The organism is Mycobacterium shunyiense (assembly GCF_058270075.1).
Genome location: NZ_JBZDPU010000015.1, coordinates 847868 through 864962, shown reverse-complemented (window position 1 = coordinate 864962; position 17095 = coordinate 847868). Strand labels below are relative to the sequence as shown.

Genomic DNA, 17095 nt, shown 5'->3' with positions numbered 1-17095 from the left:
CTCACCCATTCTGCCGAGCAGACGCGTCGCCCATTGTCGGGCGCCCCTTGTCACGGGCGCCCATTGTCACGCTGGAGTGGCACTGGTGGCCGACAGTCACTCCAACGTGACAAAGCTGGATGGTCGATGGCGACGTGTCACCCCCCTGTCACGCTGGAGTGGCACTGGTGACCGAGCGCCACTCCAGCGTGACAAAGCGGGCAAGTGACAAAGCGGGCAAGTGACAAAGCGGGCAAGTGACAAAGCGGGCAAGCGGGCAAGCAGGCCCGAGAAAATCAGCCGATCGCGCGGGCAGCACCTTCCCAGAACTGGGCGCGCACGGCCTTCTTGTCGGGCTTGCCGAGTGCGGTCACCGGCACGGAGTCGACGACGATCACCTGCTTGGGCGATTGCACCGAGCCCTTGCGGTCCTTGACCGCGGCCTGGATCTCGGCGGTCACCGTGGCCACCGCCTCGTCGCTGGAGTCAGCGTCGGGACGTAGCACGATCACCGCGGTGACGGCTTCGCCCCACTTCTCGTCGGGGGTGCCGATCACGCACACCTGGGCCACCGAAGGATGTTCGGCGACAACGTCTTCCACTTCACGCGGGAACACGTTGAACCCACCGGTGACGATCATGTCCTTGACCCGGTCGACGATGAACCAGTAGCCGTCCTCGTCTTCGCGGGCCATGTCGCCGGTGTGCAGCCAGCCGTCGCGGAACGTCTCCGAGGTGGCGGCATCCAGCTTCCAGTAACCGCCGGCCAGCAGCGGCCCGGACACGCAGATCTCACCGACCTCGCCCTGCTGCACCGGATTGCCCTCGGCATCCAACAGCGCGGTCCGCGCGAACAGGGTGGGCCGGCCACACGACGTCAGACGCTTCTCGTCGTGGTCCTTCTTGCCGAGGTAGGAGATCACCATCGGTGCCTCGGACTGGCCGTAGTACTGCGCGAAGATCGGCCCGAAGCGCTTGAGCGCCTCGGCCAGCCGCACCGGGTTCATCGCCGAGGCGCCGTAGTACACGGTCTCGAGCGAGGACAGGTCGCGGGTGTGCGAGTCGGGGTGGTCCATCAGGGCGTAGATCATCGACGGCACCAGCATGGTCGCGGTGATGCGTTGTTCCTCGATGACGCGCAGCACCTCGGCCGGGTCGAACTTGGTCAGCACCACCAGTTCGCCGCCCTTGACGATGGTCGGCGTGAAGAACGCCGCGCCGGCGTGTGACAGCGGGGTGCACATCAAAAAGCGCGGGTTCTCGGGCCACTCCCACTCGGCGAGCTGAATGGTCGTCATGGTGGAGATCGAACGCACCGTGCCCATCACGCCCTTGGGCTTGCCGGTGGTGCCACCGGTGTAGGTGAGGCCGCCGACGTGGTCGGGAGCGAGTTCGGCGGCAGTCAGCGGCACCGGGGAGTACTTGGCGGCCTCGGCCGTCAGATCGGAGACCGACGCGCTGGACGCGGCCAGGGCTTCGGGCACCGGGCCGATCGTCAGCACCTGGCGAAGCGAGGGCACCTTCTCCAACAACCCCAGGGCCCGCTCCACGAACGCGGGGGTGGGGTCGATGATGAGCGTCGTCACCTCGGCGTCGGACAGCACGTAGGCGTGGTCGTCCAGCGAACCGAGAGGGTGTAGTGCCGTCCGGCGGTACCCCTGGGTCTGGCCGGCGCCGATGATCATCAGGACTTCAGGCCGGTTCAGGGACAGCAGGCCGACGCCCTCGCCGGTGCCGGCGCCGAGCGCCTCGAAGGCCTGAATGTACTGGCTGATGCGTTCCGCGAGCTCGCCACCGGTCAGGGTGGTGTCGCCGAGGAACAGCACAGGCTTGTCCTTGTTGCGCTTGAGCGCACTGACGGTGAGGTGGCCGGAATGGATGGGATGGTGCAGCAGCGCATCACTCATGAACTACAGACTAGAACGTGTTCCAGAAACTGCGGAGCCGATCCCCCGATGTGGGATGTAACACAAGGTCATCGCGGACCGAAATACAGACCGAAATACAGGTAGTGCGGTACTCGTGTCCACGAAGTCCGCGCTGCCTAATCTCTGAGATGTGGGGGGCGGAGCCGGGCCCCGGCGGGTTAGGGACCGCCGGGGCTTGTGCTCGGATCAGCGGTTGGCGGCGGCGCGGGCGGCCTTCGCCGCCTTTTCCGCGAGGTCGGCCTTCCACTGGATTTCCTTCTGGACCCACTCGTTGTCCTGTGGAAACTCTTCGGTCTCGCTGACCCGGCGGACCTCCAGCTTCACGCCACATCCCAGCGGGCACTTCCGGGCCCACTGCTTGGCCTCCTCCTTGGAAGACACCTCCAGGATCCAGAACCCGTTGAACAGTTCCTTGGCCTCGGTGTACGGCCCGTCGGTGACCACCGGGGGATCGGCGTTGAAATCGACGACGAAGCCCTCGTCGGGATCGGTCAAGCCCTCGCCGGCCAGCATCACACCGGCCTTGATCAGCTCTTCGTTGTAGCGGCCCATCTGGGCGATGATCTCGTCGAAGTCGATGTTCTCCTCGGCCATCGCGGCCTCGGCCTCGGGGGTGGACCGCATGATCAGCATGTAGCGCGACATTCTGTGTCTCCTTCGTGCGTCGGGAAGGGCTCGGCCTATCGTGCCCTCGTTACTACGTCGAACGGCACCCCGCGAAAATCGACACAGGCCGAAAACTTTCTGAAAATTTCTCAATCCGCAGGCCACGGCTGTTTGCGCTGAAGATTGCGGCCACCTGATGACCGCTATCTTCAGCATTGGCTCCTCGAAGACGGGCGACGCTCTAACATCCGGGCATGACCAGCCCGAGCGAGTCCGCCGATCTCGTCCTCTACGGAACCATCCTCACGGTCGACGACACGCAACCCACTGCCGAGGCGCTCGCAGTGTCCGGCGGGCGCATCGTCGCCGTCGGCTCCCGGGCCGACGTGGCCGGCTGGGTCGGGGAGCGCACCGATGTCCGTGAGGTCAATGGCTGCGTCATGCCGGGTTTCGTTGAGGCACATGGTCATCCGCTGATGGAGGCGGTCGCACTTTCCGGCCGTATCGTCGACATCCGCCCGGTCACCGTGCCGAGTGCCGGCGAGGTGCTCGACGCGATAAATGCCGAGGTCGCCGAGCGCGGAGCCGATGGCGCGTTCCTAAACGGCTGGGATCCGTTGCTGCAGGACGGATTGCCCGACCCGACCCTGGCCTGGCTGGACGGCATCGCGCCCGACACGCCGCTGGTGATCGTGCACAACTCGGGCCACAAGGCCTTCTTCAACAGCGCGGCCGCCCGCCGTGCCGGGCTGACCAGAGACACTCCGGACCCCAAGGGCGCCAAGTACGGACGCACGGCAGACGGGGAGCTCGACGGCACCGCCGAGGAAACCGGGGCGGTGTTCCCGCTGCTCGGCGATGCCATCTCGGCCAGCGACTATCCGGAGATGCTGGCCGCCGAATGCGCGCGGCTGAACCGGGCCGGCTTGACCACCTGCTCGGAGATGGCGTTCGACCCGATGTTCCGGCCGTTGCTGGCGCAGTTGCACGACCAGCTGACGGTGCGGTTGCGCACCTATGAGATGTCGACCGCCGCGCTGCACACCGACGCCAGCCCGGCCGAGGGCGACGACATCGTGCGCCAGGTCGGCATCAAGATCTGGGTCGACGGGTCGCCATGGGTGGGCAACATCGATCTGACGTTTCCGTACCTGGACACCGATGCCACCCGGACCATCGGTGTGGTGCCCGGCTCGTGCGGCCACGCCAACTACACGAAGGAACAGCTCACCGAGATCGTGGGCACGTTTTTCCCGCAGGGTTGGCAGCTGGCCTGTCACGTGCACGGTGACGCCGGCGTGGACACCATTTTGGACGTCTACGAGGAAGCACTGGGGCGCTGGCCACGAAAAGATCACCGGCTGCGGCTGGAACACGTCGGCGCGATCACGCCCGAGCAGTTGCAGCGTGCGCACGGCCTCGGGGTCACCTGCAGCATGTTCGTCGACCATCTGCACTACTGGGGCGACATCCTCGTCGACGGGCTGTTCGGGCCCGAGCACGGCGGGCGCTGGATGCCCGCGGGCTCGGCAGTGGCGACCGGCATGAGGATCTCGCTGCACAACGATCCGCCGGTGACCCCGGAGGAACCTCTGCGCAACATCAGCGTGGCCGTCACCCGGACCGCGCCGAGCGGCCGGGTGCTCGCCCCCGAGGAGCGGCTCACCGTCGAACAGGGGATCCGGGCGCAGACCATCGACGCCGCGTGGCAGTTGTTCGCCGACAACGTGATCGGCTCACTCGAGGTCGGTAAGTACGCCGACCTGGTGATCGTCTCGGCCGACCCGCGCGCGACAGCCCCGGAGAGCATCGCCGACCTGGAAGTACAGGCCACATTCCTGGCTGGGCAGCAGGTTTATCCGAAAGCCGGTTGACGGCTCGCGTGCCATGGCACGCTCTGGACATGTCAGATTTGCCGGCTCCGCAGTTTCTCGACGAACGGGCCGCCCACTGGGCGGCCACAAAGCCTGACGAGGAAGCGGTCACCTATCTGAGTCGCAGTTGGACCTGGTCGCAGTGGTACGACAGGGTCCAGCGGTTGGCCGGTGCGTTGAGTGCGTGGGGCGTCGGGCGTGGTGACGTGGTGGCATTCCTCGACAAGAACCACGTGGCGTGTGTCGAGATGACGCTCGCGGCCGCGTCGCTCGGCGCGGCCAACGCGATCATCAACTTCCGGCTCGCCGCCGACGAGTTGGATTACGTGCTCAACGACTGCGGGGCCAAGGTTCTCGTGGTCGGTGAGGAGCTCCGGCCGGGTATCGACGCCATCGCCGATCGGCTCACGTCCGTCGAGCACATCGTGACCGTGACGCCCGAGGGCGGTGACGGCGACGAGTACGAGGCGCTGCTCGCCGGTGCGTCGCCGGTGGGTCGCTCGGCCGATGTTCAGCCCGACGACACGTGCATCATCATGTACTCGTCGGGCACCACCGGCAGGCCCAAAGGCATTGCGCTCACCCACTCCAACGTCATCGCCCACACGATCAACGCATTCGAGGGCTGGACGCTCAGCGCCGGCGACAAGAGTCTGGTGGCCATGCCGCTGTTCCACGTCGGAGGGTCGTCCTACATGCAGTGGGGGCTGTATCACGGGGCGCCGACGTACATGACGCGTGATGTCGACGGGATGGCCTTGGCTGGCGGGATTCTCGCCGGGGCGAACCGGACGTTCCTCGTTCCTGCCGTGCTGGCCAAGGTGTTCGACACCGGCGAGGACGCGGTGAAACTCTTCGGTGCGTTGAAGACCTTCGCCTACGGCGCATCGCCGATGCCGTTGCCGCTGTTGCGTTCTGCGCTGCAGGCCTGGCCGGAGACAGAGTTCATCCAGGTGTACGGGCTGACCGAGGTCTCCGGGGCGATCAGCCGGCTGGGGCCCGATGATCACCGTGAGGCCAGTGAAGAGCGGCTCATGAGTGCGGGCACCGTGGTTCCCGGCGCCGAGGTCAGGGTGGTCGATCCCGACACCGGTGCCGAGGTGCCCGCTGGCGAGCAGGGCGAATTATGGTTCCGCTCACCGCAATTGATGAAGGGTTATCTGAACCGCCCGGAGTCGACGGCAGAGGCCATCACGCCTGAGGGCTGGTTCCGCACCGGCGACATCGGCCGCGTCGACGACGGCGGCTACATCTTCGTCGAAGACCGGCTCAAGGACATGATCATCTCCGGCGGGGAGAACATCTACTCGATCGAGGTCGAGCGCGTGCTGGCCGAACACCCCGCTGTCGTCGACGTCGCGGTGATCGGGGTGCCCGACGAAAAATGGGGTGAGTCGGTGAAAGCCGTTGTGACACTGGAAGGCGAGGTTTCCGAGCCAGACCTGATCGCGTTCGCCCGCGAACATCTGGCCGCCTACAAATGCCCCAAGTCGGTCGACATCGTCGACGAGTTGCCGCGTAATCCCACCGGCAAGATCCTCAAGAAGGATCTGCGAAAGCCCTACTGGGAGGGTCGCGACCGCGCCACCGTGTGAAAATTGGCTCTGTATTTCCTGTTCCAGCCGGAGTAGCTTCGAATCCATACGTGTGCGCGAGAACTGGGGTGCGGACATGGTGGATACGTATATTCGGCAGGGATTTTCCCGCGGGCTGGTGGTCTTGTCCGCACTGATGTTGGCCGTGACGGCCGGTCTTCTCGGTTCACCGCCGACAGCGAATGCCTGGTCACGAGCCGGTTTGCCGGTCGAGACACTCTCGGTTCCGTCGGGCGCCATGGGGCGCGATATCAAGGTGCAGTTCCAAGGCGGCGGTTCGCACGCGGTCTATCTGCTGGACGGCCTGCGTGCCCGCGACGACGCCAACGGCTGGGACATCGAGACCCCGGCGTTCGAGTGGTTCTACCAATCGGGGTTGTCGGTGGTCATGCCCGTCGGTGGCATGTCGAGCTTCTACACCGACTGGTACCAGCCGGCGGCGGGCAACGGCGGTGTGCAGACCTACAAGTGGGAGACGTTTCTGACCAGCGAGTTGCCGCAGTGGCTGGCCGCCAACCGGAATGTGTCCGCATCGGGCAACGCGGTGGTCGGACTGTCGATGTCGGGTAGCTCGGCGCTGATCCTGGCCGCCTATTACCCGGGACAGTTCCGCTACGCGGGGTCGTTGTCGGCGTTCCTGAATCCCTCGGCCGGCCCGTGGCCCGGTCTGATCGGCTTGGCGATGAACGACTCCGGTGGTTTCTCCTCGGCGGCCATGTGGGGTCCGCCGGGTGATCCGGCGTGGGCGCGCAACGATCCGACACTGCAGGTGGGGCGCCTGGTGGCGAACCACACCCGCATCTGGGTGTACTGCGGTTCGGGAACCCCGGGCGAGCTGGGCGGCGGCGACCTGCCGTCCACCTTTCTGGAAGGCACCGCGCTGCAGAGCAATTTCAACTTCCGCGACCAGTACGTCGCGGCGGGCGGAAACAACGCGGTGTTCAACTTCCCGCCCACCGGCACCCACACCTGGAGCTACTGGGGTGCGCAGCTGAACCAGATGAAACCCGACATCCAACGGACCCTGGGCGCCGCCTGACCGCATTGGGCATCATTGACGGCGTGATGGACGCGGCGCCGACGTTGGATGACCTATTGGACCGTCTGCATGTCGTGGCCCTGCCGATGCGGGTTCGCTTCCGCGGCATCACCGTTCGTGAGGTGGCGCTGATCGACGGCCCGGCCGGTTGGGGGGAGTTCGGCGCGTTCGTCGAATACGGGGCGCCGGAGGCGGCGGCCTGGTTGGCCGCCGGCATCGAGGCGGCGTACCGGCCGGCGCCTGTGGTCCACCGCGATCGCATCCCGATCAACGCCACCGTGCCCGCGGTCCCGGCCGCCCAGGTGCCCGAGGTGCTGGCGCGGTTCCCGGGTGCACGCACGGCCAAGGTCAAGGTCGCCGAGCCGGGGCAGACCCTGGCTGACGACGTCGCGCGGGTCAACGCCGTGCGCGCGCAGGTTCCGGTGGTACGGGTGGATGCCAACGGAGGCTGGACGCTGCCGCAGGCAGTCGAGGCTGCCGCTGCGCTCACCGCGGATGGGCCACTGGAGTATCTGGAGCAGCCGTGTTCGACGGTCGATGAGTTGGCCGCGCTGCGGCGGCAGGTGTCGGTGCCGATCGCGGCCGACGAGTCGATCCGCAAGGCCTCTGATCCGTTGCGGGTGGTGCGGGCCCGTGCCGCCGATGTCGCGGTGCTCAAGGTGGCACCGCTGGGCGGGGTGGCACGCATGCTCGACATCGCCACGCAGATCGATATCCCGATTGTGGTGTCCAGTGCGCTGGATTCAGCGGTCGGCATCGCGCGCGGATTGCTGGCCGCCGCCGTTCTGCCCGAGTTGGAGCACGCGTGCGGACTGGGCACGGGCGGATTCTTCGTGGCGGACGTCGCCGAGGTTCCGGCGCCGGTCGACGGGTACCTGCCGGTGGAGACGGTGGTGCCGGATCCCGACCGACTGTCCGCGTTGGCAGCGACGCCGGAGCGTCGGCAATGGTGGATCAACCGGGTACGCGAGTGCTACCCACTGACATTGGAGTAGGGCACTACTCTAAGCAAACCGGCTCGGTCGTCCGACACTCGCTGGATGACTCGATTTCGCGTCGGCATCATGGACCCGACGATCGCCTCCCGGCCCACCGTGGACCTGTTCACCCGGGCAAACTACCTGAGTGCGGTCGCCGGAGGCGTCGACTCGTTCTGGGTGCCCGACCACCTCAACGCGCTGTTCCCCCGATCGTTGTGGCAGCCGAAGTTCTGCGGTGGCGCCAAGATGCTGCCCTCGGCCGATGCCTACCTGGAGCCGTGGACGATGCTGGGTAATCTCGCCGCCCGCAACCGGGTTGCGCGGCTCAGGTTGGGAGTGGGGGTGACCGACACCGGCCGGCGCAACCCGGCCGTCACCGCGCAGGCCGCTGCGACGATGAACCTGCTCACGAAGGGCCGGTTCATCCTCGGCATCGGCGCCGGAGAACGCGAGGGCAACGAACCCTACGGGGTGGATTGGGCAAAACCGGTGGCCCGGTTCGAAGAGGCGATGGCCACCATCCGGACCCTGTGGGATTCGAATGGTGAACTGGTCAACCGTGATTCGCCGTTCTTTCCGCTGCGCAACGCGATCTTCGACCTGCCCGCGTACCGCGGACGCTGGCCCGAGATCTGGATTGCCGCGCACGGTCCGAGGATGCTGCGGGCCGCGGGCCGCTACGCCGACGGGTTCTTTCCCGCGTTCCCCCATGCGCCGCAGGAATATGCCCAGCGTCTCGAGGTCGTGCGGTCGACTGCCTCCGACGCCGGGCGCGATCCGATGGCCATCACCCCTGCCCTGTGGATGATGGTCGTGCCGGCGCGCACGCCCGACGACCTCGACGAGGCACTGGAATCGGCGGTCCTCAAGGCCGGTGCCCTGAACGCACCCGATGATTTCTACGCCCGACACGGTGCTCAGCACCCGCTGGGCGTCGGTTTCTCGGGCGCGCAGGACATCCTGCCCCAGGACTGGGATGAGGAGACGGCGCTGTCCTATGTCAAGGCGGTTCCGACGTCGCTGCTGCGGGAGATGTACCTGTGCGGGACAGTGGATGAGATCGTCGAGCAGGCGGCGGAGTGGCGCCACCACGGTGTTCGGTACCTGGTGCTGGCGAATGTCGGTCCGCTGCAGGGCACGCTCCGCAGGGGCCTGACGTCGCAACTGCTGTACAGCCAGGTCATCCGCAAGCTGAAGAAGCTCTGATCCCCATGGGCGGTCTGCAGGTCGGCCTGTTGGACTTGATCACCGCGAGCAAGCCGGCGGCAGACACCTTCACCAGCGCCAATTATCTGTCGGCCGTCGGTGCCCGGGTCGATTCCTTCTGGGTACCCGACCATCTCAACGCGATATTCCCCCGGGCGTTGTGGCAGGAGAAGTACTGCGCTGCAGCCAAGTTGGTCCCCTCTGTCGATGCCTGCATGGAACCGTGGACGATGCTGGGGAAGCTCGCGGCGCGCAACCGCTTCGCGCGGTTGCCGCTCGGCATCTGTGTCACCGATGCCGGGCGCCGGAACCCGGCCGTCAGCGCTCAGGCGGCGGCAACCATGCAGCTGCTGACCAAGGGGCGCTTCATCTTCGGTATCGGCCCCGGCGAGCGCGAGGGCAATGAGCCCTATGGTGTGGATTGGTCGAAACCGGTGGCCCGGTTCGAGGAGGCGATGGCCACGATCCGTGCCTTTTGGGACTCGAATGGTGAACTGGTCAACCGTGATTCGCCGTTCTTCCCGCTGCGCAACGCGATCTTCGACCTGCCGCCCTACCGGGGCAAGTGGCCGCCGATCTGGGTTGCCGCGCACGGCCCCAGGATGTTGCGTATCGCCGGACGCTACGGTGACGGGTTCTTCCCGGCGTTCCCACACTCGCCCCAGGATTATGCCCAGCGGCTGGAGGTGGTGCGCGGGGCCGCATCCGACGCGGGCCGAGACCCGATGGCCATCACCCCGGCGCTGTTGGTGATGGTCGTGACGGCGCGCAGCCGCGCCGAGGTCGACGATGCCCTGGAATCCGAGGTGATGCGGGCAGGTTGCCTCAGTGCGTCCGATGAGTACTTCGCGCGGCGCGGCGCAGAGCATCCACTGGGAGTGGGTTTCTCCGGCGGACAGGACATCCTGCCCCAGGACTGGGACGAGCAGACCGCGCTCTCCCACATCAAGGGCATCACGCCGCACCTGATGCGGGACATGGGGCTGATCGGGACGCCCGACGAGGTGCTGGACCGGGTGGCCGAGTGGCGGGATTGCGGCGTGCGCCACCTCGTGCTGACCAACGGCGGCCTGATGCAGCGCAGTCTGCGGCACGGTGTGGCGACGGTGCCGTCGTTCTACCGGGTGGTGCGCGGGATCAAGAAACTCTAGAGCCCGGGTGCCGGCCCATGTCCTGATTTGTGGGGTACGTGACGTAGACGCCATCGCCGACGTCGCGAACACTGAAGAGGTGACGCGATCGGTGGTGATCCTGGGCTACGCCGGGGTGCAGGCGCTGGACCTCGTCGGGCCCTTCGACGTGTTCTCCACCGCCACGCTGGCACTGGCCGGCCTGGGCAGACCTGGCGACGGCTATGCCGTCACGGTGACCTCGGCGGACGGGCAGCCCGTCAGCACCCTCACCGGGCTGGAGTTCGTCGCCGCGCCGCTGCCTGACCCGCACGGTCCGATCGACACCATCGTCATACCGGGTGGGATCGGCACCGATGCCGCGCGGGCCAACCCGGCGGTCATCGACTGGATCAGCACGGCCGCGCGCAACGCCCGCCGCGTCGTCAGCGTGTGCACCGGTGCGTTCCTGGCCGCCCAGGCCGGACTGCTCGACGGTTGCCCCGCCACCACGCACTGGTCATCCGCCCGCCGGATGGCTGACGAATTCCCCTCGGTGTCAGTCGATCCCGAACCGATCTTCGTCAGAAGCTCCGAGCGGGTATGGACGGCGGCGGGAGTGACCGCAGGCATCGACCTGGCGTTGTCGCTCGTCGAAGACGACTACGGCACCGACATCGCCCAGACGGTCGCGCGCTATCTCGTGTTGTACCTGCGCCGGCCCGGCGGTCAGACCCAGTTCGCCGCACCGGTGTGGATGCCGCGGGCCAAGCGTGCCCCGATCCGCGTGGTGCAGGAATCCATCGAGGTCGAACCCGGTGGGGTGCACAGCATTTCCGAGCTGGCCCGACGGGCGGCGATGAGCCCAAGGCATTTCACCCGGGTGTTCACCGACGAGGTCGGTGAGGCGCCGGGTGCCTACGTGGAACGTATCCGCACCGATGCCGCGCGACGCCAGCTGGAGGAGTCCGACGACACCGTCACCGTCATCGCCGCCCGCTGCGGATTCGGCACCGCCGAAACCATGCGGCGCAACTTCGTTCGGCGCCTGGGCATTTCGCCCGACCAGTACCGCAAGACCTTCGCGTGAAAGGAAACACCATGCAGATCGCCATCGTGCTGTACCCCAGCTTCACCGCGCTCGACTTCATCGGGCCCTACGAAGTGTTGCGCAACTTGCCCGACGCGGACGTGCGGTTCGTCTGGCACGAGCCGGGGCCCATCACCGCCGACTCCGGCGTGCTGACGGTGGGGGCCACCCACAGTTTCGACGAAACCCCGTCACCCGACGTGGTGCTGGTGCCCGGCGGCCCCGGCACCACCATGGCCGCCCGCGACGACAAGGTGCTCGGCTGGCTGCGTCAGGTCTATCGGGGAACGACCTGGATGGCGTCGGTGTGCTCGGGTTCGGTGGTGCTGGCCGCGGCGGGCCTGCTCGACGGGAAACGTGCGACGTCGCACTGGTCGGTGCTGAGCGCATTGAAGATGATGGGTGTGACACCGGTCGGGGATCAGCGCATCGTACGGGCCGACCCGGACGGGAAGGTGATCACCGCGGCGGGCGTCTCGGCCGGGATCGACCTGGCCGTCTGGCTGGCGGGCCAGATCGGCGGCGAGGCGAAGGCGAAGGCCATTCAGCTGATGATCGAGTACGACCCGCAGCCGCCGTTCGATTCCGGGCATATGTCGAAGGCGAGCGCGGCCACCAAAGCCGGTGCCACCGCGCTGCTGAGCAAGGACATGATCAAGCCCGAACCGCTCAAGGCGGGGGTGTTGCTGGCGTGGGATCAGGCGATCAGGAAGGTCCGGGGCCGTCGCACTGCGTGATCTGGTGCACTGGTCGTGATCGAGTAGCGTCGGCCGGGTGAATCTGGCATATGACGAGCGAGGCAAGGGCGACCCGGTGCTGTTCATCGCCGGCCGCGGTGGTGCGGGCCGCACCTGGCACCTGCACCAGGTCCCGGCGCTGCAGCGGGCCGGCTACCGCGTCATCACCTTCGACAACCGCGGGGTCGGCGCGACGGAGAACGCCCAGGGATTCGGCACCGAGCAGATGGTGGCCGACACCGCCGAGCTGATCGAGAAGCTCGGGGCGGCCCCGGCGCACATCGTGGGTGTGTCGATGGGGTCGTTCATCGCACAGGAGCTGATGTTGGCGCGTCCCGATCTGGTGCGGTCGGCCGTGTTGATGGCCACCCGTGGCCGTCACGACCGGGCCCGCGAGTTCTTCCGCACCGCCGAGCGTGACCTGGCGGCCTCAGGCGTGCAGCTGCCGCCCACGTTCGACGCCAAGCTCCGGATGATGGAGAGTTTTTCGCCCAAGACGCTCAACGACGACGCGTTGGTGCGCGACTGGAGTGAGATGTTCACCATGTGGCCGACCAAGCAGACTCCCGGTCTCGCCGCCCAGTCCGACGCTGGTCCGGTGGGCAACCGGCTGCCGGCGTACCAGGCGATCACCACTCCGGTGCTGGTCATCGGGTTCGCCGACGATGTGGTGCTGCCGCCGCATCTGGGCCGTGAGGTGGCCGATGCGATTCCCACCGCCCGTTACCTGGAGATCCCCGACACCGGTCACCTCGGCTTCATCGAGAAGCCCGACGCCGTGAACGCCGTGCTGCTCGAGTTCCTGGCCGGGCAGACCGGCCAGACCGGCCAGTACTGACGAATAAGGTGAAGTGGTGAACCCCTCGACGGCACAGGCGCGCGTAGTCGTCGACGAACTCATCCGCGGCGGCGTCCGCGATGTCGTGCTGTGCCCGGGCTCGCGTAACGCCCCGCTGGCGTTCGCGCTGTCTGACGCCGATCGGGCCGGCCGGATCCGTCTGCACGTTCGCATCGACGAGCGCACGGCCGGGTACCTGGCGATCGGTCTTGCAGTGGCAGAACGGGCGCCGGTCTGCATCGCGATGACCTCGGGCACCGCGGTGGCCAATCTCGGCCCTGCGGTCGTGGAGGCCAACTACGCCCGGGTGCCGCTGATCGTGCTGAGCGCCAACCGGCCCTATGAAATGTTGGGCACCGGCGCCAATCAGACCTTCGAGCAGTTGGGTTACTTCGGTACCCAGGTGCGGGCCAACATCAGCCTCGGCCTGGCTGAAGACCGCCCGGAACAGCTGGACTCACTCAACGCCCAGTGGCGTTCGGCGACCTGCCGGGTGCTGGCGGCGGCCACCGGATCACGCACCGCCAACGCGGGCCCGGTGCAGTTCGACATCCCGCTGCGCGAACCGCTGGTGCCTGACAGTGTGCACGCGGACGAGTCGCTCCCGGGGTTTGTCGGCTCCTCGCGCGAGCGCTCGTCGGAAGGCCGTCCGGACGGCAAGCCGTGGACGTACACACCGGCGGTGAGCTTCGATCAGCCGCTGGAGATCGACCTCACCCCGGACACGGTGGTGATCGCCGGGCACGGCGCCGGCGTGCACCCCAACCTGGCCGGTCTGCCGACGGTGGCCGAGCCCACCGCGCCGTTGCCCGCCAACCCGCTGCACCCGCTGGCACTTCGCCTGGTGCATCCCAAGCAGGTCATCATGCTGGGCCGGCCCACGTTGCACCGGCCGGTGTCGGCGCTGCTGGCCGATCCGGCGGTGCCGGTCTACGCGCTGACGACCGGTCCGCGCTGGCCCGACGTCTCCGGCAACTCGATGGCCACCGGTACCCGGGCGGTGGCGACCGGAACCCCGGACCCGGCCTGGCTGAACCGCTGCGCCGAGGTGAACCGGCACGCGGTGGCTGCGGTGCGTCAACAACTCGAGGCCCACCCGCTGACCACCGGCCTGCACGTGGCCGCGGTGGTCGCCGATGCGTTGCGCCCGGGGGATCAGCTGGTGCTCGGGGCGTCCAACCCGGTGCGCGATGCCGCCCTGGTCGGGCTGACCACCGAGGGCGTCAAGGTGCGGTCCAACCGTGGTGTGGCCGGTATCGACGGCACGGTGTCGACGGCGATCGGCGCGGCGCTGGCGCACGACGGCCGGACCCTCGCGCTGATCGGCGATCTGACCTTCGTCCACGACAGCTCGGGGTTGTTGATCGGGCCCACCGAGCCGACGCCACGGAACCTGACGATCGTGGTGTCCAACGACAACGGCGGCGGCATCTTCGAGCTGCTGGAACAGGGTGATCCGCGGTTTTCCGACGTGTCTTCCCGGATCTTCGGCACGCCGCACGATGTGGACATCGCGGCGCTGTGCCGGGCCTATCACGTCGAGTGCGGGCAGGTTGAGGCCGACGCGCTCGGCGCGGCCCTGGCCGAACCCTTCGACGGCATGCGGGTGCTGGAGGTGAAGGCCGACCGGTCGTCGCTGCGTGCCCTGCACGCGTCGATCAAGGCAGCCTTGTGAGGCCCGCACAGATCGCGGCGCGGTTGCGGGCAATGGTGCAGCCATTGATCCCGCACCTGTACGGCGAGCCGGGGGAGACCCGCTCGCAGCGGATCATCCGGCGGGTGCGGATCGGCGTGGTGATCGCCGCCTGCCTGGTCACGTTGCAGTCTGTGCTGTTGGTGATGGGCGCCTGGCGTAACGACCAGCAGATCGAGCGGAACATGGGGGTGGCCGCGGCCGAGGTGCTCAGCGCCGGACCGCGGCGCTCGACCATCGAGTTCGTCACGCCGGACCGGGTGACCTACCGCCCCGAGCTGGGGGTGCTGTACCCCTCGGAGCTCGATACCGGGATGCGGATCTACGTCGAGTACGACAAGAACAATCCCGATCTGGTGCGGGTGCGAGACCGCGACGCGTCACTGGCGATCATCCCGGCCGGATCGATCGCGGTGGTGGGCTGGCTGGTGGCGGCTGCGGCGTTGGCGCTGCTGGCTTTTCTGCAGCGCCGGCCCAGCTCAACCGGAACCGTCAACTCCTCGGCGTAGCAAGCAGTTTGGCCAGCCAGTCCGGGTCGCTGATATCGACGACCTCTTCGCCGACGAGGTCGTAGATCGCCGGGGTGGACACCTCGTATTGGGTTTCGCTGAGCAGTTCGGCGTTGGCCTCGTTGAGTTGTTCGGAGTCGATGGCCTGCGCGCCGGCCGCGATCTTGTCGGTCTGCTCGCTGCCGACCCCGCTCCCGGATGCCATCGCGGCGATCTCGTCGTCGGTCGGGCCGGGCGAGCCCTCGGGCTCCTGGTGGCCCCAGAGGTCCTGAACAAATGCCTGGAACGCCATGCCCGTGGTGCCCGGGCCGGCGGCCAGGAACAGCGCGTTGGCCACGTGGGCCGAGTACTCGGTGCCCATCCGGTCCAGGAAGGTCAGCGGCCGGTAGGTCACGGCCAGCTGGCCCTGGCCGATGGCCGCGGCGATGGCATCGCCGGACTCATGTTGCAGGTGGGCGCAGGCCGGGCACTGCGGTTCGGTGAAAAACTCGATCTGGGCAGGCGCATCCGGGAAGCCGATCTGGATACCCCAGCCGTCCTCGGTGATCTCGCTGCCGGGCTTGTTGCTGTTGGCCTGCGCGGTGCCGTCGACCAGTCGGGTGCAACCGGAGGTGGCACCGGCGACGGACAGGGCCACCACGGCCAGCATCGCTGCAGCAACGCGCGGTAATCGCATTCGCCAACCCTAGACCCGGGCATCAGGTTTTAGCGTGTCGTATCCCCGGACGCTACCTCGGGGACAGGTGCCGCTGGGACTATCTTGGTGTGCGCGTTGCGATCGTTGCAGAGTCCTTCCTCCCGAATGTCAACGGCGTCACCAACTCGGTGCTTCGGGTGATCGAGCATCTCCGCCGCACCGGCCACGAGGTACTCGTCATCGCCCCGGACACCCCGCGGGGTCAGCCGCCTGCCGAACGGGTCCATGACGGTGTGCGGGTGCACCGGGTGCCTTCGCGAATGTTTCCCAAGGTGACCTCGCTGCCGCTGGGCGTGCCGCGGCCGCGGATGGTCAATGTGCTGCGCGGCTTCGACCCCGACGTTGTGCACCTGGCCTCGCCCGCGCTGCTCGGCTGGGGCGGCGTACACGCCGCCCGCCACCTCGGCGTGCCGTCGGTGGCCGTGTTCCAGACCGATGTCGCCGGTTTCGCCGAGAGCTACGGCGTTGGCGTGCTGTCGCGGGCATCATGGGCATGGACCCGGCGTCTGCACAGCAAGGCCGACCGCACCTTGGCGCCGTCCACCTCGGCGATGGAAAACCTTGAGGCCCATCGGATTCCCCGAGTGTTCAAGTGGGGACGCGGCGTGGACATCACCGGGTTCGCCCCGTCGGCTCGCGATGAGCAGCTGCGGGCGTCGTGGTCGGCCGAGGGCAAGCCGGTCGTCGGGTTCGTCGGACGGTTGGCGCCGGAGAAGCACGTGGAGCGGCTGGCCGCGCTGGCCGGGCGCGACGACCTGCAGCTGGTGGTGGTGGGTGACGGGGTGGACCGGGCCAAGCTCGAATCTGTGCTGCCATCGGCGGTTTTCACCGGTGAACTGCACGGCCCGGAACTGGCGGCGGCCTACGCGAGCATGGACGTGTTCGTCCACCCCGGCGAGCACGAGACGTTCTGTCAGGCCGTGCAGGAGGCGATGGCCTCGGGACTGCCGGTGATCGCTCCCGACGCCGGTGGGCCTCGAGATCTGGTGGCGCCCTACCGCACTGGACTGTTGCTGCCCGTGGACGAATTCGAGTCCGCGCTACCCGCTTCTGTGGAGCACCTGATCGCCGAGCGGTCGCGCTACTCGGTGGCCGCTCGGCGCAGCGTGCTGAGCCGCACCTGGCCGGCCATCTGTGACGAGCTGATCGGGCACTACGAAGCCGTGCAGGGCCTACGCCGGCTGCGCGCCGCCTGACTTGGCTACTGCTCCAACC

General features: G+C 67.6%; 15 protein-coding genes. 12 read left to right on the top strand and 3 right to left on the bottom strand.

What is annotated here, in order from left to right; translation table 11 throughout:
- Positions 1-275: 275 nt before the first annotated feature.
- Together fadD8 and AC4ELH_RS18410 are read right to left on the bottom strand one after the other, a co-directional pair.
- A complete protein-coding gene (gene fadD8, locus AC4ELH_RS18415; protein WP_498885855.1) occupies positions 276-1886 on the bottom strand; it encodes a fatty-acid--CoA ligase FadD8 in 1611 nt (536 codons plus the stop codon).
- 207 nt (positions 1887-2093) lie between these two features.
- Complete coding sequence (locus tag AC4ELH_RS18410; protein WP_055110391.1) at positions 2094-2552, bottom strand: YciI family protein; 459 nt, start codon at positions 2550-2552, stop codon at positions 2094-2096.
- Positions 2553-2767: 215 nt separating this feature from the next.
- Between AC4ELH_RS18410 and AC4ELH_RS18405 the strand changes: the two genes are divergently transcribed.
- The 11 genes from AC4ELH_RS18405 to AC4ELH_RS18355 all read left to right on the top strand — a co-directional run bounded on the left by AC4ELH_RS18405 (position 2768) and on the right by AC4ELH_RS18355 (position 15183).
- On the top strand, positions 2768-4387 hold the full coding sequence (locus tag AC4ELH_RS18405; RefSeq protein ID WP_498885852.1) for an amidohydrolase: 1620 nt from the start codon (positions 2768-2770) through the stop codon (positions 4385-4387).
- Between the two features lie 29 nt (positions 4388-4416).
- A complete protein-coding gene (locus AC4ELH_RS18400; RefSeq protein WP_498885851.1) occupies positions 4417-5982 on the top strand; it encodes a long-chain-fatty-acid--CoA ligase in 1566 nt (521 codons plus the stop codon).
- A gap of 76 nt (positions 5983-6058) precedes the next feature.
- Complete coding sequence (locus tag AC4ELH_RS18395; protein WP_064957185.1) at positions 6059-7021, top strand: esterase family protein; 963 nt, start codon at positions 6059-6061, stop codon at positions 7019-7021.
- A 26-nt stretch (positions 7022-7047) separates the two neighbouring features.
- A complete protein-coding gene (locus tag AC4ELH_RS18390) occupies positions 7048-8016 on the top strand; it encodes an o-succinylbenzoate synthase (RefSeq protein ID WP_448444173.1) in 969 nt (322 codons plus the stop codon).
- Positions 8017-8061: 45 nt separating this feature from the next.
- A complete protein-coding gene (locus AC4ELH_RS18385; RefSeq protein ID WP_064886782.1) occupies positions 8062-9207 on the top strand; it encodes an LLM class flavin-dependent oxidoreductase in 1146 nt (381 codons plus the stop codon).
- Positions 9208-9212: 5 nt separating this feature from the next.
- Positions 9213-10358: an LLM class flavin-dependent oxidoreductase gene (locus AC4ELH_RS18380; RefSeq protein WP_498885848.1), complete on the top strand. Its 1146-nt coding sequence runs from the start codon at positions 9213-9215 to the stop codon at positions 10356-10358.
- A gap of 79 nt (positions 10359-10437) precedes the next feature.
- The gene (locus AC4ELH_RS18375; protein ID WP_448443714.1) at positions 10438-11406 is read left to right on the top strand and encodes a GlxA family transcriptional regulator; all 969 of its coding nucleotides are present in this window, start codon (positions 10438-10440) and stop codon (positions 11404-11406) included.
- 11 nt (positions 11407-11417) lie between these two features.
- On the top strand, positions 11418-12143 hold the full coding sequence (locus AC4ELH_RS18370) for a DJ-1/PfpI family protein (RefSeq protein WP_448443712.1): 726 nt from the start codon (positions 11418-11420) through the stop codon (positions 12141-12143).
- Between the two features lie 37 nt (positions 12144-12180).
- Positions 12181-12981, top strand: a complete 801-nt coding sequence (locus AC4ELH_RS18365; RefSeq protein ID WP_055110380.1) for an alpha/beta fold hydrolase — start codon at positions 12181-12183, stop codon at positions 12979-12981.
- A 16-nt stretch (positions 12982-12997) separates the two neighbouring features.
- On the top strand, positions 12998-14656 hold the full coding sequence (menD, locus tag AC4ELH_RS18360; protein ID WP_498885846.1) for a 2-succinyl-5-enolpyruvyl-6-hydroxy-3-cyclohexene-1-carboxylic-acid synthase: 1659 nt from the start codon (positions 12998-13000) through the stop codon (positions 14654-14656).
- A 32-nt stretch (positions 14657-14688) separates the two neighbouring features.
- The gene (locus AC4ELH_RS18355; protein ID WP_064886832.1) at positions 14689-15183 is read left to right on the top strand and encodes a DUF3592 domain-containing protein; all 495 of its coding nucleotides are present in this window, start codon (positions 14689-14691) and stop codon (positions 15181-15183) included.
- Here the strand turns inward: AC4ELH_RS18355 and AC4ELH_RS18350 are convergent.
- Positions 15167-15859 carry a DsbA family protein gene (locus AC4ELH_RS18350; RefSeq protein WP_064957041.1) on the bottom strand — a complete coding sequence of 231 codons (693 nt, stop codon included), beginning with the start codon at positions 15857-15859 and terminating at the stop codon, positions 15167-15169. The two genes, AC4ELH_RS18355 and AC4ELH_RS18350, sit on opposite strands and share 17 nt — an antisense overlap.
- 89 nt (positions 15860-15948) lie before the next feature.
- On the opposite strand from AC4ELH_RS18350, the gene AC4ELH_RS18345 reads away from it, so the two are divergent.
- Complete coding sequence (locus AC4ELH_RS18345; protein ID WP_448443707.1) at positions 15949-17076, top strand: glycosyltransferase family 4 protein; 1128 nt, start codon at positions 15949-15951, stop codon at positions 17074-17076.
- The last annotated feature ends 19 nt before the right edge of the window (positions 17077-17095 follow it).